This is a genomic window from Pararhodospirillum oryzae (genome assembly GCF_007992075.1).
Classification (GTDB): Bacteria; Pseudomonadota; Alphaproteobacteria; order Rhodospirillales; family Rhodospirillaceae; genus Pararhodospirillum; species Pararhodospirillum oryzae.
Map to the genome: position 1 here is coordinate 17007 of NZ_BJZO01000004.1, position 21101 is coordinate 38107.

Annotated in this window: 16 protein-coding genes; 5 read left to right on the forward strand and 11 right to left on the reverse strand. The window is 60.6% G+C overall.

The annotated features are described in order from the left end of the window. Window positions 1-15: 15 nt before the first annotated feature. Window positions 16-2637: a B12-binding domain-containing radical SAM protein gene (locus ROR02_RS01235; RefSeq protein ID WP_147162186.1), complete on the reverse strand. Its 2622-nt coding sequence runs from the start codon at window positions 2635-2637 to the stop codon at window positions 16-18. 600 nt (window positions 2638-3237) lie between these two features. Between ROR02_RS01235 and ROR02_RS01240 the strand changes: the two genes are divergently transcribed. After that, window positions 3238-4662, forward strand: a complete 1425-nt coding sequence (locus ROR02_RS01240; RefSeq protein WP_218032742.1) for an inorganic phosphate transporter — start codon at window positions 3238-3240, stop codon at window positions 4660-4662. A gap of 629 nt (window positions 4663-5291) precedes the next feature. On the opposite strand, the gene ROR02_RS01245 is transcribed toward ROR02_RS01240, so the two are convergent. Together ROR02_RS01245 and ROR02_RS01250 are read right to left on the reverse strand one after the other, a co-directional pair. Then, a complete protein-coding gene (locus ROR02_RS01245) occupies window positions 5292-6209 on the reverse strand; it encodes a glycosyltransferase family 2 protein (RefSeq protein WP_147162188.1) in 918 nt (305 codons plus the stop codon). Window positions 6210-6345: 136 nt separating this feature from the next. Continuing rightward, on the reverse strand, window positions 6346-7392 hold the full coding sequence (locus ROR02_RS01250) for a glycosyltransferase family 2 protein (RefSeq protein WP_307725132.1): 1047 nt from the start codon (window positions 7390-7392) through the stop codon (window positions 6346-6348). 579 nt (window positions 7393-7971) lie between these two features. Between ROR02_RS01250 and ROR02_RS01255 the strand changes: the two genes are divergently transcribed. From ROR02_RS01255 to ROR02_RS01270, 4 genes are all read left to right on the forward strand, one after another. Continuing rightward, entirely contained in the window at window positions 7972-8841 is an 870-nt protein-coding gene (locus ROR02_RS01255; RefSeq protein WP_170244907.1) for a glycosyltransferase family protein, read from the forward strand. Between the two features lie 86 nt (window positions 8842-8927). After that, the gene (xrtD, locus tag ROR02_RS01260; protein WP_147162191.1) at window positions 8928-10502 is read left to right on the forward strand and encodes a VPLPA-CTERM-specific exosortase XrtD; all 1575 of its coding nucleotides are present in this window, start codon (window positions 8928-8930) and stop codon (window positions 10500-10502) included. Between the two features lie 351 nt (window positions 10503-10853). Next, window positions 10854-11693: a glycosyltransferase gene (locus ROR02_RS01265; protein ID WP_170244908.1), complete on the forward strand. Its 840-nt coding sequence runs from the start codon at window positions 10854-10856 to the stop codon at window positions 11691-11693. A gap of 131 nt (window positions 11694-11824) precedes the next feature. Further along, on the forward strand, window positions 11825-13117 hold the full coding sequence (locus ROR02_RS01270; protein WP_147162193.1) for a glycoside hydrolase family 16 protein: 1293 nt from the start codon (window positions 11825-11827) through the stop codon (window positions 13115-13117). A 235-nt stretch (window positions 13118-13352) separates the two neighbouring features. Here ROR02_RS01270 and ROR02_RS01275 read toward each other — a convergent pair whose 3' ends face one another. The 8 genes from ROR02_RS01275 to ROR02_RS01310 form a co-directional block, all read right to left on the reverse strand. Beyond that, complete coding sequence (locus ROR02_RS01275) at window positions 13353-14678, reverse strand: O-antigen ligase family protein (protein ID WP_147162194.1); 1326 nt, start codon at window positions 14676-14678, stop codon at window positions 13353-13355. A gap of 51 nt (window positions 14679-14729) precedes the next feature. Next, window positions 14730-15533 (reverse strand): P-loop NTPase, encoded by an 804-nt coding sequence (locus ROR02_RS01280; protein WP_147162195.1) that lies wholly within the window; start codon window positions 15531-15533, stop codon window positions 14730-14732. A 16-nt stretch (window positions 15534-15549) separates the two neighbouring features. After that, a complete protein-coding gene (locus ROR02_RS01285; RefSeq protein WP_147162196.1) occupies window positions 15550-17364 on the reverse strand; it encodes a GumC family protein in 1815 nt (604 codons plus the stop codon). A 34-nt stretch (window positions 17365-17398) separates the two neighbouring features. Next, complete coding sequence (locus ROR02_RS01290) at window positions 17399-18610, reverse strand: hypothetical protein (protein WP_147162197.1); 1212 nt, start codon at window positions 18608-18610, stop codon at window positions 17399-17401. Window positions 18611-18620: 10 nt separating this feature from the next. Then, a complete protein-coding gene (locus ROR02_RS01295; RefSeq protein ID WP_147162198.1) occupies window positions 18621-19262 on the reverse strand; it encodes a polysaccharide biosynthesis/export family protein in 642 nt (213 codons plus the stop codon). A gap of 293 nt (window positions 19263-19555) precedes the next feature. Further along, entirely contained in the window at window positions 19556-19987 is a 432-nt protein-coding gene (locus ROR02_RS01300; protein WP_147162199.1) for a hypothetical protein, read from the reverse strand. Between the two features lie 10 nt (window positions 19988-19997). Further along, window positions 19998-20369: a hypothetical protein gene (locus ROR02_RS01305; RefSeq protein ID WP_147162200.1), complete on the reverse strand. Its 372-nt coding sequence runs from the start codon at window positions 20367-20369 to the stop codon at window positions 19998-20000. A gap of 17 nt (window positions 20370-20386) precedes the next feature. Then, complete coding sequence (locus ROR02_RS01310; protein WP_147162201.1) at window positions 20387-21034, reverse strand: hypothetical protein; 648 nt, start codon at window positions 21032-21034, stop codon at window positions 20387-20389. Between the last annotated feature and the right edge of the window lie 67 nt (window positions 21035-21101).

Sequence of the window (21101 nt, forward strand, 5' to 3'; positions counted from 1 at the left end):
TGTCCGGTTGACGTGTCAGGAACAAGCGGGGGGAGACTGGGGATCCGGCGCGCTGGTCGAGCGCCAGCGCGGGGTAAGAACGAAGTCGGGAACGCCGCTCAGCCTGGGCATGTCGGCCTCCAGCAGCGGCCAGACCTCGGCCGGATCGGGCACGGCGCGCGGAGGAAGGCTGGCCGGGCCGTGCTCGTAGAGGGCCACCACATGGTCGCGCGGCGTGCCCAGGCACGGGCCATAGGCGGAAAGGGTATCGAAAAACGACGGGCGCAGGATATCGGCGTAGCGCGCTGCCTGGGCCTGGGTCAGCCGCTCCCTGACCGACGCATCGATGTCGTAATCGGCGAGGCGGCTGTCGCACAGGGCCCGGGCCGGGTACACGTGGCGGATATCGAAGCGTTCCGGCTCGGCGTGGATGGGCGTGCCCGGTTCCAGGACAAAGGGCCCGGCCACGGCGGCATGGATACTGTCCTGGTGGGCGTGAAGAAAATCCAGGGTCGCGCGCAGGTCGGTTCGGGTCTCCCCGGGGAAGCCCACGATCAAGAACACATGGTTGCGAATGCCGGCCTCGGCGGACAGGGTCAGGGTGCGGGCCGACCCGGCCACGTCGTTGCCCTTGTCCATGCGGGCCAGCACCCGGTCCGATCCCGATTCCAGGCCCCAGTACAGGCACACGCAGCCCGCCTTGCGCATGAGCGCCAGGGTCTCGGCGGTGAAATCGGCGGTGGGCTTGGCCAGGGCGTAAAAACGCAGGTCCAGGCCGCGCTCCAAGATGGCCTCGCTCAATTTCCGCAAACGCAAGGCGGGAATCATCTCGTCGACAAAGGTAAAGTGCCGGATGCCCCGCGCCACGTGGTGGGCCAGCTCATCGACCACCCGCGCCACCGGAGCCGCCTTGTACGAAGCGGCATAGGAGGCGAAATGGTTGCAAAACGTGCACCGGCGCCAATAGCAGCCCCGCGAGCTGAGAATCGGCACCACAGGCACCGGCGTGAGATAGGCATCGGCCGGGGTATCGCCAAAATCGGCGAAGGGCAGATCGCCCGGGCGCACGGTCGCGGTGTTAGGCTGGCGGGTGATGGTTTCGGTGTCGGGGTCGTGGCGGACCACCCCGGGCACCGAGGACAAGGGGCGGCCGTCGCGGTGAGCTTCCAGCAGGGCCAGGAACGCGCCCTCCCCCTCCCCCAGGATCACGGCATCGACGCACGGTTCGGCCAGGAAGCCCTCCAGATTGGAATCCTTGAAAAAACCTCCCCCGAACACCACGACGGTCTCGGGCCGGCGGGCCTTGACAAGGCGCGCGCACTGCAAGGTGAACGGCAGCTGATCGGTGAAGGTAAGGGAAAAACCGATGACGGCGGCGTGTTGGGCCAGCAGATGGGCCGCGCAGGCCTCGACCACCCACGACACCGGCCCCCGTCCCTGCGCCGCGCGCTCGAACTGGCCTTGCAAGGTGCGCCCGGTCAGCGACAAGGCCATCAGCAGGCGCGGTGCCAGGGTTTTGTAGCCCTCGGGATCGACGAACAAAGGGTCGAGCTGTTCCATGCGCGCGAAGGCGTCGTCGAGATCGGCGCGACCGTCGAACTCAAGATCGGTTTCCCCCTGGCGCAAGGCCCGGATGAAGTCGCGGTACACCAGGGCATTGAGATCGACCAGGGCGCACTGGAACGCCCCGTTCGCCTCGACCGCGCCCTTGATCTGGGCAATCCCCAGGGGGCGGGCCGGCAACACTCCGATGCCGTTGACCAGCAAGGCCCGGGTGGGATCAAGCGGTGCCGGGGCCTCGTCCGGGGTTGGCTCGGGGCACGGGGTCAGGGACAAGGGCACATGGAAATCGAAGTTTTCGTGCGAAAAGCGGGGCAGCGCGCGCAAGGCGCGCTCACGCGCCTGGGTGGCCTCGGCCTCGCGCCCCTGGGCATGCAAGCAGGCGATCAGGCCGGCATGGGCCTCGGCCAGGCGCGGCGCGCGGGCGGCGGCCACCCGGTAGAGCGGCAGGGCCTCGCCGTGGCGGCCGTGGGTGGTCAGGGCCTGGGCGGCAAGGGCCAGGAACTCGGGACCGCGCTGGGGATGGGAGCCCAGGCGCTCCAGGGCGGCGCGGGCCTCGTCCACGTGCCCCCGGCGCACCAGCGCCCCGGCGGCGGCGCGCGCCACGTCGGGATCGGTGCCCAGGCGGGCGAGCGCCCCCCGGGCCTCGGCCTCGGCCTCGCGCACGCGGCCCAGGTCAAGCAGGGCCTGGAGAAGCAAGGCAAGGGTGGGCGCCAGGGTGGGCCGCAAGGCCAGGGCCCGGCGGGCGGCCGGCACCGCCTCTTCCCAGTTGCCGTTCTGATACAAGGCGGCCGCCTCGATCATCGCGGCGTCGGCCTGGGTGGGATCGTCGGCGAGCGCGCGGCCCGCCTCGCGCGCGGCCCGCGCGAACAGGCGCGCGCGCAACAGGGCATGAGACAGGAACACGCCGCGCAACGCCCGTTCAACCGGGGTGCGGGGCCGCTTGCCCAAACCCTGCCCCGGGTTGCGCCGGCGCACCAGGGTCCAGGCCAGTTCCTCGGCGCGGGCCCCGGCCCCGGCGTTCATCAGGCGGGCGATGTCGGCCAGGGCCGCCTCTTCATCGAAAGGGCGCGGGGCGGAAGCGGCGGTCGATTTCATATGGCGGGCCTTCGCGATCGGAGCGCATGCCCCCGATCATAGCGCGTTTGCGCCCGACCAGAAGGGGCGTTTTCCCTTTCGTTCCCCGCCGGGCCGACGGGCAAGGGCGCTCCCCAGGGTGGGGCCGGTAAAAGCATGCCTCCCCCCCTCAAGAGAAGGCTTGTTGAGACGATCGTCCCCGGTTATTTGATGAACCCCGACAGCAGGGGCATCCAGCAAGTCCATCTTGTCATGAAAACAAAAATCTCTTCAAAGAAAAGATCGACTCGAAACAAACGCCGAGAACAGAAATCAAAACCTGGCCTCATGCCTCATGCCCTGTCCTGCCGTAAGTTTTCAAGCCACCACACCCCGATGTGAACCCTCTCCCTCGGCGTGCGCTTCCCATGAAGTTTCGCCCAAAAGAGAATGCCCATGAACACACAATCAAGTCTCATGAATGGACAGGTACTGGAGAGATCGACACTCCTTTCTCCACTCAGCCTCATATTCGCCGGACTCCTGATTGCGATCACCGGTTATTTCCTTTTTTGGGCGACCGGATACACAAACGGTAACCACTGGACCCTTCTTCTTCTGGCGACACTGTTCGGTGTCTTCATGGCCTTTAACATCGGCGGCAACGATGTGGCCAACTCGTTTGGCACCAGTGTGGGGGCGGGCACGCTCACCATTACCCAGGCCCTGGCCATCGCGGCGGTTTTCGAGCTTAGCGGGGCGGTGATCGCCGGCGGCGAGGTCACGGCCACCATCCGGGGCGGAATCGTGGACCTGGGGGGCATGCAGGTCACCCCGCTGGATTTCGTGCTGATCATGATGTCGGCCCTGATCGCGGCGGCGATCTGGCTGCTTTACGCCACCAAGAAGGGCTACCCGGTTTCCACCACCCATTCCATCGTCGGCGCCATCGTGGGCAGCTCGATCACCCTGGGGCTGCTGCTGAACGGCACCAGTGAAGCCCTCACCTTGGTGAGGTGGGACAAGATCGGCCAGATCGCGCTGTCGTGGGTCATTTCGCCTCTTCTGGGGGGAGTGGTTGCCTACATCCTGTTCTACCAGATCAAAAAATACATCATCACCTTCAACGAAACCGTTGAAAAGCAGATCGAGCAGATCAAGGAAGAGCGTCGCGAGCACGATCGAAAACACAAGGAAAAATTCGATCGCCTTTCCGAGATTCAGAAGACCTCCTACACCAAGGCCATGGCCCGGGATGCCTCGCTGTCGCGCGAGGAGGACTTTGATCCGGCCGATCTTGAATCGGAATACTACCAGGGCCTCTACCTGATCGAACAAAAGCGCGGACGTCTCAGGGCCCATCGCGCCTTGGAAACCTGGGTTCCCCTGGTGGCGGCCCTGGGCGCGGTCATCATTGCCTCGATGGTGTTGTTCAAGGGCCTCCAGCACATGGACCTGGGCCTGGACACGCTGCACAACTACCTGATCATGATCATGATCGGCGCCGCCGTGTGGATGGCGACCCTGATCTTCGCCAAGACCCTGAAGGGGGAATCGCTGGGGCGGGCCACGTTCGTGATCTTCAGCTGGATGCAGGTGTTCACCGCCTCGGGTTTTGCCTTCAGCCACGGCTCGAACGACATCGCCAATGCCATTGGCCCCTTTGCCGCCATCCTGGACGTGCTGCGCACCGGCACCATGGGGTCGGAAAGCGCGGCCGTGCCGACCCTGGCCATGGTCACCTTCGGCATTGCCCTGGTCGTCGGGCTTTGGTTCATCGGCAAGGAAGTCATCACCACGGTGGGCCACAACCTGACCAAGATGCACCCGGCCTCGGGCTTTTCGGCCGAGTTGTCGGCGGCCGCCGTGGTCATGCTGGCCTCGACCTTCGGCCTGCCGGTGTCGAGCACCCACATCCTGATCGGCGCCATCCTCGGCATTGGCATGGTCAACCGCCAGACCAACTGGGCCCTGATGAAACCCATCGCGCTGGCCTGGGTCATCACCTTGCCAGCCGCCGGCATCCTGAGCGCCCTCGCCTTCCTGACCCTGCGCGCGATGTTCTGACGCTTGGGGCTCGCCTCACGCACGAAACGAAGGGGGTTGGGACGGACAGGCGCCCCCCTTCGTTTTTTCGGCCCTTGAAGGCCGGCCGTCTCCGGGCGGCACGCCCACCGATCCCCCCGCGCCGCGCACTCAAGCAAAAGGATCTGGAGTCTGTCCGCTTCAACGTGAAACGGACAGACTCCAGTCGACATCGCCTCTGATGCGGATTCCGGATGATTCATTCCGAGGGCGACCAATTGAAGGCGTAGAGACAGAGCCATTTGTAACGATGCGTGCCGACGGCAAGGAAATAATGGCCGGCCGCGCCACTTCCTTGCGCGGTTCCCCGGACAGCAACAGCCAAGTCACCTGAAGGTGCCTGCGATGCACCCCATCGCGCTCCGCGCGATAGGCCTCCAAAACCTTGGCCGCGTCCGCATGCCCCTTCACCTCCACCCCCGCGCCCATCGCCCAAACACCAAGATTTATTGTTCGCGAACCGAATTGCAACTCATGGGGTCAATCAAGCGGGTTTCGTACAACACTCTCATCGGCGAAACCAAGCCGAACCAAGCCAGCGTCCTGCGGATGGATTCATCCCGAACATGACCTTGGATTCCGCCAATCGTGCCGGGATGGCACGGGGGGCGTCATCCGGCATATTCCCGATATACGGTCCCTTGGAGTCTGTACGACACAGCTCCGGCATGAAGCGCCGCGCGGGCAAGCCAGCGCCGCCACTTTCCACTCATTGGCGCCCAAAAAAGAGCTGCCGATAAACAAATAAAAAATTTTATCCCCGCCGTCAGAATGAGAATACGATATCTTTTTTTATCAAATTTGTGAAGAAGAAGCCCATGCGTCTGCCCTGAACGATACCGACGAAGAAGAACCCATTTCATTGTCGCTCGTTGTGGTACAACTTTTTCGTAAACAATAGCCTCTTTACAATAAGAAATTTTTCCGCCCGCCATAGAAAACAAACGAAAAAAAATAGTATCCTCTCCCCCTGTGACCCCACATTCAATCGGAAAACGCAGTCCGTTCGCCCTCACGAAATCAACATTGATCAATGTGTTCGATGTATAGGCGTTATCAAGACGGCCTGTTATGCGATTACTGTGGAAATCACACGTTCGTACCCATTCCGGCATCTCGGGGGCATAGAGGGAAATACACGGTCCGACAACGGCATCCTTGTCGGTCCCGGCGCGCAGAAGCGTTTCCAGCCATGTGGACGCCGCGTATTCGTCGTCGTCCATGAACGCAATCCACGTTGTGGAAACCGCATCCATCGCCGCGTTCCTGGCGATTGAAATATTCCGGGCCGGCGCATGCAAATAGTCGATTTTGGCCCCAAGCCGCTCCGCCGTGGCATCCACCAGCCTTCGGGCCGTTGGACCCTCGTCGTTGTCAACGACAAGGATCGGAACAGCGGATCGCGCCACCCCTTCCTGACAGCAGACGGATTCAAGGGCGGTTGCGAGCGACGGCCTTCTAAACGTGCAAATACAAATTGTTACATCTTTAGTCGGCTCCACGGGAGGAGCCGTGTTCCCCCTTGTCATGCTCCATCCCCCTCTCGCCTTCCTTGGCCTTGCCTCGCGGCAGGCATGGGAAACACCTCGAACCACGTCCCCCGCGCTCGCAAAAGCGCCTTCGCCTGGCCGGTTCCCAGCATCCCGCCCCTCGCGAGCCCCCCCCTCACACCGGCCGCGCGATGGCCCGTAAGAATCCAAACGCCCAGCTTACATGCATGACCACGGCCGCCGCCCCACTGGCCAGCAGGCAGGGATCCCGGTGGCGCAAGGCCTCGCTTCCTCCCCAGCCCAGACACAGAAGCCCATAGGCAAGGGGGACAAGAAGGGCCTGGGGAAGCCACGGTGCCAAAAGCAGCCCCGCGCCGCCAACACCGACAAGGGCCACCGGCGCCAACTGACGCACACGAAGACGGACGCGGTGCTTGCGCACGGTCCGGGCACGACCAGCCCCATAGCGGAAGTACTGCCGGGCCAACTCCCGGAGGGTTTCGCGGGGGTAATAGGTCACGGCCAGGGTGGGTTCAAGCCAGATCCGCCCTCCGGCCCGTGCCTGGCGCAGGTCGAATTCGGCGTCCTCGTTGTGGGAAAAACTGGGATCATAGCCGCCAAGGCGACGGTAAAATTCCAGGTCAAAAGCGGCATGGTGACCATGATCGACGAAACCAGCCACTCCCAGGCGTCGATGCACGGCACCGCCGTTGCCCAGGCGACTATTCTGGGCGGCAGCAATCGCCCGCTGCATGCACCCCACACCGGTGGTGACCAACGGCACCACCACGGCCGTCGCCCCGGTCGCGCGCAAGCGGCGCGCCGCCTCTGACGCGAAATTGTCCGGATAAAGCGCGTGGCAATCGGCGCGCACCAGGACCTCGGCCGAGGGCGCGGCCAGGCTCGCCGCCAAATTCACCGCCGCCGCTTGTCGTCGGGCCGGATTGTCGATCAACCGGATACGGGGATTGTCCGCCGCCAGGCGGGCCACAATCGCGCGGGTTTCATCGCGACTGCCTCCATCCATGACCAGAATCTCGTAACACTCGGTGTCGATCCGGGTCAGGGAGGCCAGCGCGGCCGCGATATGCCTTTCTTCGTCGAGAGCCGGCATCACAATCGTGAGGGTTGGCCCGTCCTCCCCCTCCCCGGACGAAGGCGAATCCCGCGTCGGAAGAGGACGGGCATCATGCGCCACCATGTTCTTGTGTTCCCCTGCCATCGTGCGCCAGCCGCCTTCTTGCCTGATGCGAGGTCCGGACGGCGGATCCGGGTCGTGCCCTCAAAGCCGAGCCGGTAGCTCTCTTGAGTCGCCGCCCCGCCGGCAGGCTACCGCGCGCCCCGAAAACCTCCCGTGCGAGGAACGGTGACATCGGAGGCCCTCCGGCGCAAGGGACAAGTTTTAATAGACAATTACGGCCCACTCCCCTAATCTTTTCTCATTTCGATTCCGATAGGGTTTTCGGTGACCAGGATATAAGCCCCACTCATGGGGCGCAACGGGGACGGTCCCGGGTCGGAAAAGGGGGCTGGGGCGCTTATGAATCCTGCGATCACGTATTTTGTCCACGACCTTGCCGACCCTGCGGTCAGCCGCCGGCTCCACATGATGCGCGCGGGGGGGGCCGAGATCACTCTGGCCGGCTTTCATCGCTGCCCGGTTCCCCCGCCAGAGGTCGCGGGTCTTCCCGCCCGCGCCCTGGGGCGCACCCGGGATGCTCGTCTGGTCCGGCGAATCGGACAGGTCATTCGGGCGGCCGTGACCGTCGGTCACTGGGGACGATGTTGCCACGACGCCCGGGTGATCGTGGCTCGAAACCTGGAAATGCTACTCCTCGCTTGGCTGGCCCGCTGGTTTTTCGCTCCTCGCGCCGCGCTAGTGTACGAACTGCTGGACATCCACACCTTGATGGTCGGCCGCACGCCGATGGGAAGGGGATTGCGGGCGATTGAGCGTGTCCTTTTACGTTCCTGCCGCTTGGTGATCGTCAGTTCCCCCGCCTTTATCCACTCCTACTTGGCGCGCTTCCAGGCCGGGCACCCGCCTGCCCTCCTGGTGGAAAACAAGGTTTTTCCCGCCACCTGCCCGGGAGCCGCGCTCCGCCCGTCAGGCCCGCCCTGGCGGATCGGCTGGTTTGGCAACCTGCGCTGCCGAACCAGCCTTGATTGCCTTCTTGAGGTGGCACGCCGAACGCCCTCTTTAATTGAAATAGACCTTCGAGGGATCATCGCCTGCGACACTCTCACGACACTTCCCCAGGAAGTGGCAGATCTTCCCAACGTTTTCTGGCATGGACGCTATGAAAGCCGGGACCTTCCCGAAATTTACGGAAGAGTTCATTTTTGCTGGGCCATCGATTATTTCCAATCCGGCTTGAATTCCGCGTGGCTTCTTCCCAATCGGCTGTACGAAAGCTGCCTTCATGATTGCCAGCCGCTGGCGGTGGCGACAGTGGAAACAGGGCGGTGGTTGGAAGCCCACGGCTTGACGGGCCGATTGGAAGAGCCCCTGGCGGACTCCATGGTCGCTTTTCTGGCCGCGCTGACCCCAGCAGACTATGAAAAACAAGCCGCGCATCTGTCCACGCTTGATCGAGGCCTGTTCCGCCATGCCACAAGCGACTGCGAGGCCTTCGTGGCGACCCTGGTGGGTACGACGGCGTCGCCATGACCCCCGCACCCGGCCGGCACGATGTTTCTCCATCATGCCGCCCCCCCCGCCCGCTTTCTTGTCCGTCCGCTCCGTGAGACCATCCCATGGATTTTTTTCTGCCCACACCCTCCCGTGGTCCCGCCGTGGTTTTGGGGGGAGCGGCTTTCTGCCTGGCAGCGCTGCTGTTCACGTTTTCGGACGCCCTTGCCGGAGTGTGGGACGTCTGGAAAACGGATGAATACAGCCATGGCCCGCTGATTCCGTTTGTTGCCCTGGTGGTTGGCCTTCACCAGATGGCCCACGCTCGGCCCGTGCCCCATCCTTCCTGGGCGGGGGCTGGATTGCTTATGCTCTCCATTTTGTTGCTGGTTGCCGGACGCTATTCAACCTTCAACGCCCTGTCTCTTTACGGATTAATCGTCGGAATTCTGGCCATTCTCGTCGGATTTTGGGGATTTCAAATTTTTCGGATATGTTGGCCATCTCTTCTCTATCTTTGTTTTGCAATTCCTCTTCCCAATATTTTTTTCGTTGGGCTGTCAAATAAACTTCAAATAATATCTTCTTATATTGGAGTTTTGTTTTTAGAAATCGCACGCATCCCTGTTTATCAGGATGGGAATGTGATTGATCTTGGCCTCGTCCGACTTCAGGTTGTCGAGGCATGTAGCGGCCTTCGTTATCTCTTTCCAATGATAAGCTTCGGGTATATTGTTGCCTACTTTTTCAAGGGATATTTATGGAAAAGAATAATCCTGCTTCTGTCCACCATTCCTATCGCCATTTTGATGAATTCCTTGCGAATCACCCTCATCGGCGTCACGGTGGATCGCTGGGGAGTGGGCGCGGCGGAAGGACTCATCCATGATTTCGAGGGGTGGGTGGTCTTCTTATTGTGCGTCGCGGTCTTGCTGGCCGAAGCCGTGATCCTTGCCACGCCGAGCCGGGGGGATCGAATCTGCCTCGATTACCTGACCGTCCCCCGCCCTCCGTTCTGGACCGGTCCGCTGCGGCTCTCGCGCCCCACGCTGACCTTGATCGTCTTGTCGGCAGCCATCGCTGTTCTTGCAAGCGCCGGCATCGGCACCCCGCGCCACATTCCAGTCGGAGATCGTCACCCGGTGGCGAATTTCCCGTTAAGGTTTGGAGATTGGCACGGATCTCCACTTACGCTGGACGCCGACGTTTTAGGCGCATTAAAATTACAGGATTATTTTCTAGGAGACTACCAGCCCAACCAGAGAAATCCTCCCGTCAATCTTTATGTCGCGTATTACGGTCAGCAACGAGTCGGCGCCATGACCCACAGTCCGGCCAGTTGCATTCCCAGCGCGGGCTGGAAAGTCCTTGCCGATGACGAACGGATATTACCCGTTGAAAACAGCCTTTCCTTGCCCATCCGCCGGGTCCTGGTTGGAAAAGGCGAGACCCGGCAATTGGTGTACTACTGGTTCCAGCAACGTTGCCGGTCTCTCACAAACCAGATTGAGCTGAAGTGGTGGCTTTTTCACGACTCTTTGCTTCAAGACCGCACCGACGGATCGTTGATTCGCCTAGTGACGGCGGTTCTCCCTGATGAAACGGAAGAGGAGGCCGACGCCCGGCTCGGCAGCTTCCTGGATCTCGCCTACCCCCTCCTCAGGCACCGTCTCAACCACTGTGGCACGGGACTTCAATAGCAGCCACAGCCTGCCCCCTCATGCCTTCCCATTTCCTCTCCTCAAGCCTGGTGTCACGCCATGACCCCGCCCCTTCGCATTCTTGCTCCCCAACGTTATCTTTGGACCTTCAACGGTCCCCGGCGGTCCCGCCACGATATTTCTCGCCGGCTTTATTTTCCGGGAAACTATATATCCAATAAAATAGAAGGGATCACGGCCTTCAATCCTTTTCCTATAAAGGGATTTGATCTGATCCATGGATTCAACCGAATTCCATTGGAACCCCTTCCGTTCCTGATTGGCTTCGAATCTCACCTGCCCCGCGCCTTTGGCATGGAAAAGACCCCCTTGTTTCGGTGGATGCGGTCCATGCTTGCCGGTGAACGCTGCCGGGCCATCGTGGCCATTTCCGAGTTCGCCCGTTCCCAGTTCCTGCGCCAACATGAAGGGGGGCCGGAAGCAGCAACCCTGGCCGCCAAGGTGCGGGTTCGGTACCCGAATACGGAACTGGCCGAGGCCACCGATCCTTTCATCCATGAAACCGGAATGCCCCTGCGCCTTGTGTTCGTCGGCAATCATTTCGCGCGCAAAGGCGGTTTGGTGGCGCTGCGGATGGCGGACCTGGCGCACCAACGCGCCATTCCCTTGCACCTGACGATCATTTCCTCGCTTGAGGTCGGCGCATCCAGTTGGGTTGATCCCCTTGATCGCGGCTTCTTCGCGCCGTATTTCGATCTGCTGTCGTCGCTGCCCAACGTGAACCACCTGGGGACGTTGGAGAACCGGGCCGTTCTCGATCAGATTGCCCAGGCCCATTTCCTGCTGTTGCCCACCCTCAGCGATACCTTTGGCTTTAGCGTCCTGGAGGCGTTCGCGCATCATACCCCGGTGGTGGCGACGGCTCAGGGGGCCTTGACCGAGTTCATCCGCGACGGCGAGAACAGCCTCCTTCTTCCTCTCGAGACCGATGCCTGGGGCGAATGGGTCCATCTCGGCCGCCGCGACCGCGACCAGCCGGCGTATGGCGCCTTGTTCAAGGCGGAAACCGACCGCTTGGCCGAAGAAGGGCTGGCCCGAATGGTGGCGGCAACGCAAACCGCGGAGGGGTATCGCCAGATGCGGCGGAAGGCCTACGAAACCGCCGAACAGCTGTTCGCGGCGGGTCCGGCGAACCAGTACTGGGATGATCTTTATCCCACCCTTCTGTAGCCCCACCGGAGTCTGACCGGGCCCCCACAAAAAGCCCGGCATCACGAGGACCTCTCGTTGCTTACGTTTTGCGCCTTAAGAAACCTTAAACTTTAACAACTTCAAATCGCATCCCCGATGGAGGCATTCCCATGAGAGCCATTACGGCAGCTGCGGTTATGGTGTGGTTCTTTTCCCCCGACGCCTGGGCTGGCGTGGACACCTGCCCCCCCGTTCAACCGGCCTCGGCCCGCTCGTTGACCTTTGAGTCCGATTTCGCAAAATCGGGGACCATCGACAGCACGCAGTGGCGGGCCTATGTCGGACAACATGGCCCCTTGTCCCATGAACTTCAGTTTTATGTTCCCGATGAACTCAGCGTCACCCCTGGCTACGGCCTGAGAATCAAGACCGACAGACGCAACGTCATCGGACACGCCTACACCTCGGGCCAGATCATGAGCCAGGGTCTGTTCTCCCAGACCTATGGCCGGTTTGAAATCCTGGCCAAGCTACCCCAGGCTAATGGTCTGTGGCCGGCCTTTTGGTTGATGCCCGAAAACGGCGAGTGGCCCCCGGAAATCGATATTTACGAATACATCTACGCCCCATGGGGCAACAACCGCAATGGGGAATCCTATCCTCAGACAACGTTTCACTGGAAGGATAATCTGGGAAAACATTCCTTTATCGCCCCAAGCATTGGTAGCGATATCCCGCTTTATCGCACCGATGTTTCCTGGGACAAGACCCCACCTCCAGAGGGCTACGACGAATCATACACTGGATTTCATGTTTACAGTGTTGACTGGCGCCCCGGGTCCTTGGTCTATCAGATCGACAACAAGACCGTTTTTTGCACGGCTGATGACCCCCTCAAAGGACTAAAAATCCCTGCCATGCCCATGTACATGATCATCAACACCGCGATTTCGGGGGGCACGATGGAGAAACCGGGTTGGGCCGGGTACCTGGAAAATAATCAGTCCTTCCCTTTGTATCACGACGTTGCCTACGTTCGGGCCTACCAATACACCGATTTGCCCGCTTCCCCTTCCTTGCCCTTCGCGGTTCAGAACATCCGGCTTTCCAAGAGCAATCCGAAGCCGGGCGAAACCCTTGCCATCACAGCCGAGGTAAAGGTGGGAGCGTCCGGGTTGGGCAATGGCAACGTCACATTCGGGTTGTATAGCTATGGCAATGTCAACGATTATCACGGACGCAAGGAAGACGTGGCCAAGCTGAGCCTTAACATTCCGACGCTCGAACGGGGCAAGACATACACCATCAAAGGAAACCTGACCATCCCGCCATCGGTGGAGCCGGGATACCATGGCCTGTGGATTTGGGCCACCTATGCCACTGGTCCCGGGAATGGAACCCTGACAAGCAAGCGCTTGTTCAACAGCCCGTTTGCCCAGTACATCACAGTCAAACCGAAATAGGGATCTTATCCCTCGATCCGGAATGAACGGGTTTCACCACCGCAAAGGTCCCATTTTGACGAGCGCATTCTGATCAAGAACGAATCAGAATGCGCTTAATTTTTTTGGCGTTGCCCCTATCCTGCTCTACCGATGCCCGCATTGGCACGAAAAGGGCTCAGGATACCCCGCACGAGGGCCGCATGCCTCGTGCCTTTGGTCGCCGCCAACAGAAAAAGGCTCGCGTGGGCCCCCTTCAGGAGCCCGATCCGCCGAGGGCCATCGATACATGGGACGCGTCCTTCTTCCGCCCCCCTCCCACGAGAGACCCCGCCGATGGAGCCCCCTGGTCTGGGATACGGGAAAAGGCCCACACAAGACAAAAGAACAGCATGGATCCCGTAAACTGGAAAGTCAAATCAACTTCCACAAAAGATCGAATCAACAAGAATAAAAACAGAAGAACGGCCAGAACAACCCGAGGTGTCGCATCCACGAACAGGGCTTTGATGCATCGAACCAGCGTCACCACCATGGTCAAGCTAATGATCAATAGACCAACCACCCCCAGGTCCACGCCCACATTGTAATACATATTGTGAAAATGGAAGCCCGCACCCGGCGGCTGGCCGAAAATATCCCACAAACGGACCGCGTCGTAATTCTCTCCACGCCAAAATGCCTGGTATCCAAGACCCAAGACAGGATTTTGGGCCATGAATCCTTTGGCTTCATGCCACAAATAAGTCCGACCGGTCAGCGTGGCATCCCGCCCGAGTGCCGAGAGGATATCCGTTAGAGGAAGTAGCCCCAGGAAACCAAACAAAATCAGAACGCCCCCCCCCCCTGCGAGCAGAAGGAGTGTCGTTCGCCGAACGCTCTTCGGCTTTTCGCTCACCTTCCGCAGCATCCGCATCCCCAGAAAGGCGGCAAAAACAGCGACCAACGCCCCGACGGACTGGGCTTTCCAGATCAGCACCATGGAAAGGAGGATGCTGAACACGGCGATGGCCCTGACTCCTGCCCCCATCGAACGATCGCTCAAGTTGGTATAGCTGATAAATAGCAAAAAGGCTATAGCGGTGGCGAACTGGTTCTTGCTCTGGAACAAGCCGGCCATGCCCCCCGCTTCGCCGCCGTTCGCGACCCCCACCGCCAGCGATCCCAGCGCGGTGAGAAGCAACGCCCCCGTCACCCCGAAGACGACCGACCGGTACGGGACGCAGTAACCGACGGCGATCCCCACGATAACGGTCCCCACCAACTCCAGGGAGGCCCACAAAGACCAGCCAGGTGCGACAGACCAGAGTGTGGAAAGCACCGCCAGGAAAGGGAATACAAAAAGGAAAAAATCCCGCCTGACTCCCTCTAAAAATGACTTGGCCCGCAAGGCGACAAGAATCGGTAGGGGCGCGAGAAAGAGAATAGCCCCATATGTGCCGACAGACTGAATAAGCAAAACCCCCAAGCAGGTGATGCCGGTCAGAAAAGCCCCCAGCCGCCATCCACGTTCCCTTTCCGTGGAGCCTTTGGTAGCGGTATTCTGCGGAAAGGCCGGAGGATTGCAAGTTGCCAGCGTCATGAGTACTCCCTCCCGTGGCCTTTCCCATTCCGTGATACGTGTGCCTAATAATCAGACGGGAACCATTTTTTCGCGAGTATCGTTCAGCACAACGCCGACAAGGTTCGTGCTCTGAAGATCATAAAGACACTGCGTCAGATCTTCTTGCGTCGTTTTACCTTCCCGCGCCACCAGCAACACGCCATCGACATTGGGCAAAAAGGCGATCACGTCGTCTTGGACCAGGAGTGGTGGCATGTCGTAGATCACAATGCGGTCGGCATAGCGTTCCTTCAGCTCCAGCGCCAGGGCCGCCATGCGGGGGGTGCCAAGGAGTTCGGAAGAGTTATCGATCGCGCCGTTGACCGGCAGAACCACCAGACGTTCAATCTCGGGGCGCACCAAACATTGTGGCACCGGGACATCTCGCATAAAATAGTCCGCCAAGCCGGCATTAGGCGTAATGCCAAGATACTCGTGTATGCTTGGCTTGCGCAAATCAAGATCAACAACAAGAACCGTCTGCTTGACATCCGCGGCAAGACTGATGGCCAGGTTCAGAGCGACGGTACTCTTTCCATCACCATAATTAGCGCTTGTGACCGCAAACGTTCGGATATTGGATTTGCTGATAATCTGTAAAACCTTGCTCCGAAGGATACGGAAAATATCGGCGACATTATCACGTTGACGCTGAGCAAAAAGTCGGTTGCGCTCGAATACCTTCGCGTCGACTGGCACCAGCCCCGCCGCCGGTCCCGGCCGGGGAGCGCCCTCCCCGACCGGAGACGAGGAAACCGGGGGAGTAGCGACGACCGCGTGGGCCTCTTGCCGCGCCTGACGGGCTTTTTCAAGGGCTTTTTCCAGCCGATCCATGGCGTTCGTCTCTCTTTTACAAGCCGATTTTCTGGATGATGGCGTGGGTGAAGTCGGCGATGGGCAGCGCGGTCAGTCCAAGCTTGCGCATGACGACGGTCACAACCACGTCCAGCGGCATAATCGTGCGGTCAAAGGCAATCAGCAAAGCCGTTGCGGACACGATCCCCCCCACGGCGACCAGGGCAACAACCCGGCGAAAGCGGGCTCGCTCCGCGGAAGTCACAATATGGGGAATGGCCACCAGAGGCGGCTGCCCGACCAGACGCACGATCTGGGTCGAGCCATGGAGGGTGCGATCCGCGATTTCAAAAATGACAACACTGACGAACCCGCTCATGAGCGCGGCAAGAACCCCTAGGCCGAGAATTTTCAGACGGGCCGGCGCGGTCTGAGTCGGTAGGGCGGGCGGGTCGATAACCTCAAGACGCTCGGAGCGGCGGCCTTGCTCCATTTGGTGCGACATGTCGGCCGCCATCTTCTTGTCCATCAACTCTCGATAGCGCATCTTTGAACTATCGGAATCCCTGGTCAGCACCTCGTACTGTTTTTCAAGGGCCGGCAAGCTGGCGACAATTTCCATGTACTGGGCTTGTTGCCCGCGCAGGCTCTCTATTTGCTTGACCAGGGCATCGTATTGCGCATCCGCCCCTTCGATTTGAGAAATCAACATCAAATACGCCGGGTTGTCGGCATCCCGCCGAAGGCCCGCCGACCCGGTGGATCCATGCGCCTTGAGTTGGCGTTGATAACGGACCAACTCGTTGCGCAGGGCGACCACGTCAGGGTGATTGGGGCCGTACTTCTGCTCGGCCGCGGCCAAGTTGGTCCGGGTATCTTCAATCAGGGCGCGCAAATTATCCCCGCCGCCGCCCCCATGCCCTTCCGCCTCGATCGCCGCTATTTGATTGCGCAGCTTCTGGACGTCTGGATGGTTTTCGCCATACTGCCCCAACATACTGTTGTACTTGGTTCGTAGCGCCTTGAGCTGGACTGCGGGGGTGGTCAGCACTTGGCCATCGGCAATGACGCGGGAATAGGGCTCGACGGAGGCAATCTGGGCGCGCAAATCCCCCCGACTCTTCTCCGTGGCGGCAAGCTGACGTTCGACATCTTGAATCTGCAAGCCGATGGTGGCGACCATCTGCTGATAAAAAGGCAGGGACTCCGGGCGCACCGTCGGATTTTGCTCCCGAAAATCGGCCAGGGCCTGCTCTTGCTGGCTCATGGTCTGTTCCAGCGCCGCAAGCTGGGTGGCAAGGAACTCCGCCGTCTGGCTTGCCGTCTCCCGACGTGCTTTCATGTCTTCATCAATGAAGCGTGAAACGATGTCGTTGGCCACCTGCTGGGCCAGCAGCGGCTGATCATACGTGAAGCTCAGGCGAAAGGCGAAGGCCCCGACCTGTCCCGAGCGCATGCGCGCCAGCATGCCCGGGTTCGATACGTCGGCGCTGATGAAGCTCAAACCGATCTTGCTACGAATCAGATCAACCACCTCGCTCATCGGCCGTGTCTGGCGCAAGGTGGGGTATAGATTGAATTTCGTAATGATCTCCACAAGGACAGCCGAAGCCATCACTTTTTGACGGATCTGTTCAATTCGCTCGTCGGCCAGACTTTGGGCGAATTGCTGAGGCGCCATCCCGATTGGAAGGGTCATTCCTTCCGGAATATCGGGGGCTTGAACGTTGATAATCGCTTCCGATTTATAAACAGAATAGCTCGACGCAATAACCCCGACCAAAACACCAACAACAATAACGGTAACAAGGTACGGTATCAATCTTCTCCTGAAGATTGCAAAATACTGATAAACGTTGATTTCTTCCATGGATTCCCCCTGCGATCAGGTGGCGACCGCCCTATTACCAAACCTTCATTTGATCAGAAGTCAGGGTAACACTCAGCATTACGGCATTTGACCAAGCTTTCTTTTCATCCAGGGCCTGTTGCATGCGCCCCTGATAGCTGAGATCGAGACTGATGTTCTCGCTCAGGGCATAGGTGAGACGAGGGACAATATTCCCGTAATACGTGTCACCTTGGGATGAAACGCTGTCGTAGCTGGAGCGTTGGACATAGCCCCGGATGGACGCGGTCAGACGGGGCTCGATCACATAGCTGTCGGCCAGCGACAGCGAAAGAGTTTGGGACTGGCTGCCGTTGCTTTGCGGGTTGAGCTGGTTGGCCAGCTTGAGATCAAGGGTATTACGCTCCAACTGGTGGCGTGCCTGGAGTGAAAAGGTCAGATCCCCGTCCGAAACGTTGCTTTTGGGGGTGAACGCCGTCGCTTCGGTGCGAGTGTTGGAATTTTGATACCCGGCCATCACGGCGACGGTCAGCGTCTCGCTCAGGTCTCCTTTCCAGCCGACCTGAGGCGACCACGTGAAAATGACGGTTTCGGGACCATGGGTCGTTTCGTAGGTTCCAACCTGGAAAGCCGCCACAAGCGCACTGATCGGCGACAAGGCGTGCTGCCACGTGGCCCCCGCGCCGGTGGTCCGGTAATCCGTGTAGAGGGCTTTGTCCGAATAGGACGAATCGGCAAGGCTGCCTTGAAGCTGAAGCTGATCAACCGGCGTCACCGCGTAGCGGACAAACGGCGCCACGCTCAGCCCCGTGTGGCGAACCCCGGTCATATTGTTGCCCGACCCTGTTTCTTCACTGGTACGGGTTGTGTCGTAGTCAACGAGCCCCATCGCGCCCAGGGTCCACCGTTGTCCCTGGTTGGCGCCGTTCACGGTAACGTGGGCGTCGGTGGAGCCATAATCCTCAAGATTGTAAAGTCCCACTTCCATGCGCGAATCGACCGACAGGGAAGTGGTGGGCGTTCTCCCCGTCACGGTCAGCCGGGGGGCGGTCACCCACCCATACAAGGTGTCACTCGCGCCAACCTGAAGCAGGGGATTGTCGATGGTCTCGAAGCGGCCGGTAACGGAACCGACCGCCTCCAGGCTTGAAACCGGCGTCGTCGCCTCTTGCGCCTGGGCAAGAACGGCCCCGCCCGCCGGGACACTGGCAACAACGACCAACAGGGCAAGCGGCCCTCGGGAGTTGAGACGCACGGCGTGACGCATCGACCCGCCCCTAGAACAAGGATTCCGTCGGGACGAGAATCGTATCGCCCGGGCGCAGCAAGATATTGGTTTCGAGCGCCTCCCCGCGCGCCACGTCGTCGTAGGCGAAGGAAATGGCGGTTTCCTTCTGGTTTTCCGAGCGGATGACGATAATCCTGCCCTCGGCGGCGTACGGAGTCAGGCCGCCGGCCTGACTGAGGGCCTGCAACACCGTGGTCGGACGCGACAACACCACGTCCCCCGGCCGGGCCACCTGCCCCAGAACGGACACCGAGTTACCAAGGGCCGCCTTGACCGTCACAGTGATGTGAGTGTCGCGGATCATCGGAGAGATCGCCGCTTCCAGATCCGCCCGCAGTTGCTCGGTGGTCTTGCCACTGGCCTTGATGCCCCCGATCAGTGGAAAGGAAATGGACCCATCGGGGACGACAAGGCACTCCCGATCCAGCCCTTCTTCTTTCCACACCGTTACCTGCAACACGTCTCCCGGGTTGATGGTGTAGACCGCCGACTCTTCCCCCATCTCCGGGACAGACGCGCCGTCCTGGGCACGCCCCGTCAACGGGGTGGCCAGCAAGACCAGTCCACCAAGACCCACGCCAAGCGCAGCGGCTCGCCCCATCCGCGCGAGTTTGGTGTGCACTCTGATCATGTTCCCCTCCCTATCCTGCTCGATGAACGAGACACGCCACGAACCACCGATCCCCAAAAGGCGGCTACAAAAACAAGTGTATATAATCGTTGAGACTAATCAGAAAAAGATAAAATTTGCGATAAAATCAACTCATCTGAACTTACCCAAAAAAGATGGCTTTTGCAACAAAAACGCGCGTCAAGCCCCGTTGGCACCTCTCTCCGAATGAACGGTACCAGGTCAAAAAACACCGTAAAAACAAAACAATAGGATGCGTAAGCCGGTTCCGGCGCAAGACTTCACGCGTTCCGTCAGGGAGAGACCCGAGGGGCAGGCGTCTCGACGGACCGTTCGTCGGCCGTGGACAACAGGATGCTCCCCCGAGTCCGGGGCGACCCCGGCCATGAGACCTGGGAAAGATTGACCACGCCCCGACAGTCGGATCCCACCCAGGCCTGAAGCCGTTCTCGCAATCTGCGCGCGTTTTCCTCTCTTGCCACATCACCAGACGCGACAAGGTAGCACACCCGCCCCATGCCTTCGGACGGCGGACGCCGGTCAAGGGCGGCGATCACCGTCACCGACTCCAGATCCGGCTCCACCGCCAGATTCGCGTTGAGCTTGTCGGTCAGCTCCTGGGCATCCTCGCGCAGGGCATCGCGGTCCAGGCCCAGCCCGGCATTCACCACGGGATCCGCCACCAGGAAGACCGGCACACCGCACGCCGAAAGGACAGGCAGCACGACCAGCACCCTAGCGATCCGCCACGCGCACCAGCTCGATCCGAGTGGAGGTCTGGTACCCATTTCGATGCCCTTTCAATGATTTCATGGTCGACGCCATGGGAAGCAAAAGATCGCTCGCCTCGAACCCGGCCTCTTCTGAAGGGATGAGGAACAAGGCGTCGCGGTAGCCAGGCTTGCTGCACACGACCTGGATGTCCTGCCTCGACGGCGAAACGTGAACGCGGCCGGGGGTCGTCATCCCTCCCAACTGAATGTTGCCGCGGATCAGTTCGCAGTGTGCTCCTGGAGGAGTCGATTCGATTGAAAGAACCAAGCGTTCCGGGGCCGCGCACCCGCTCGCGACACTTGCCGCGACCAGCCCCAAGACCAAGCCGGGCAAGGGAAGGCCCCGGCAAATCATTGGCCAAAGCCCACCAGGAAGGGGAAGCGGTCCACGGTCCGCGCGTCCTTTCTCGGAGCCGGGGCCGACCACGTTTCCGGGGGCGTGCATTGCGCCCGGCAGTTCTGGTACTGGTACCCGCTCTTCACGCATGACGAGAGACAGGTGTAGTTGACGCGCGATACCGTGGGAATGCGACTTGGAGCTCGGGCCCCCGTCGAGGGCGCCCAAGACCGGATCCGGTCTTCCATCGAGGTTTCCGTCAAGTCAACGGTGGGGGTCCCCCCCTCCACCAGCTCGGGCGCCACATCCACGGGAATCGGGGCCAGCAACACCCGGTGGGTCTGGAGATAGCCGTTCGTCGGCCGCGTCACGGCGGTCGTCGCGCCAACCGCCACCGAGGGAGCAAGGGTCAGTGGCACCCCCTCGACCTGCACGGTACCCAAAACCCGCCGTTGAAGGGAAATAACCGTCTCGCCTTGAGAACCAGCCGCCTCGGTCCCCTGGAAGGAACATCGCCTCTGGCAGCCGCCGTGCGTTCCCTTGGCGACATTGATGCAGGCCGTCAGGCAACGGTAATCCATCTCGGCATGGGCGCTCCCGGCGATCAGCGCCAGGGGCACGATCACTCCCAAACCGAACACCACGGACTTCATCGCGAACATCGCGCCCCTCCTGTTCGAACACCACCCCGGTCCGTCAACCATGCCGGCCCGCATTCATGCGATGGCC

What these genes read in the sequence shown, in the direction of transcription:
- ROR02_RS01235 (WP_147162186.1), bottom strand. Translation starts at nt 2,637, where the DNA reads ATGAAATCGACCGCCGCTTCCGCCCCGCGCCCTTTCGATGAAGAGGCG.
- ROR02_RS01290 (WP_147162197.1), bottom strand. Translation starts at nt 18,610, where the DNA reads ATGCGTCACGCCGTGCGTCTCAACTCCCGAGGGCCGCTTGCCCTGTTG.
- ROR02_RS01265 (WP_170244908.1), top strand. Translation starts at nt 10,854, where the DNA reads ATGCTTGCCGGTGAACGCTGCCGGGCCATCGTGGCCATTTCCGAGTTC.
- ROR02_RS01285 (WP_147162196.1), bottom strand. Translation starts at nt 17,364, where the DNA reads ATGGAAGAAATCAACGTTTATCAGTATTTTGCAATCTTCAGGAGAAGA.
- ROR02_RS01275 (WP_147162194.1), bottom strand. Translation starts at nt 14,678, where the DNA reads ATGACGCTGGCAACTTGCAATCCTCCGGCCTTTCCGCAGAATACCGCT.
- ROR02_RS01250 (WP_307725132.1), bottom strand. Translation starts at nt 7,392, where the DNA reads ATGGCAGGGGAACACAAGAACATGGTGGCGCATGATGCCCGTCCTCTT.
- ROR02_RS01270 (WP_147162193.1), top strand. Translation starts at nt 11,825, where the DNA reads ATGAGAGCCATTACGGCAGCTGCGGTTATGGTGTGGTTCTTTTCCCCC.
- ROR02_RS01240 (WP_218032742.1), top strand. Translation starts at nt 3,238, where the DNA reads ATGGCCTTTAACATCGGCGGCAACGATGTGGCCAACTCGTTTGGCACC.
- ROR02_RS01295 (WP_147162198.1), bottom strand. Translation starts at nt 19,262, where the DNA reads ATGATCAGAGTGCACACCAAACTCGCGCGGATGGGGCGAGCCGCTGCG.
- xrtD (WP_147162191.1), top strand. Translation starts at nt 8,928, where the DNA reads ATGGATTTTTTTCTGCCCACACCCTCCCGTGGTCCCGCCGTGGTTTTG.
- ROR02_RS01245 (WP_147162188.1), bottom strand. Translation starts at nt 6,209, where the DNA reads ATGACAAGGGGGAACACGGCTCCTCCCGTGGAGCCGACTAAAGATGTA.
- ROR02_RS01280 (WP_147162195.1), bottom strand. Translation starts at nt 15,533, where the DNA reads ATGGATCGGCTGGAAAAAGCCCTTGAAAAAGCCCGTCAGGCGCGGCAA.
- ROR02_RS01310 (WP_147162201.1), bottom strand. Translation starts at nt 21,034, where the DNA reads ATGTTCGCGATGAAGTCCGTGGTGTTCGGTTTGGGAGTGATCGTGCCC.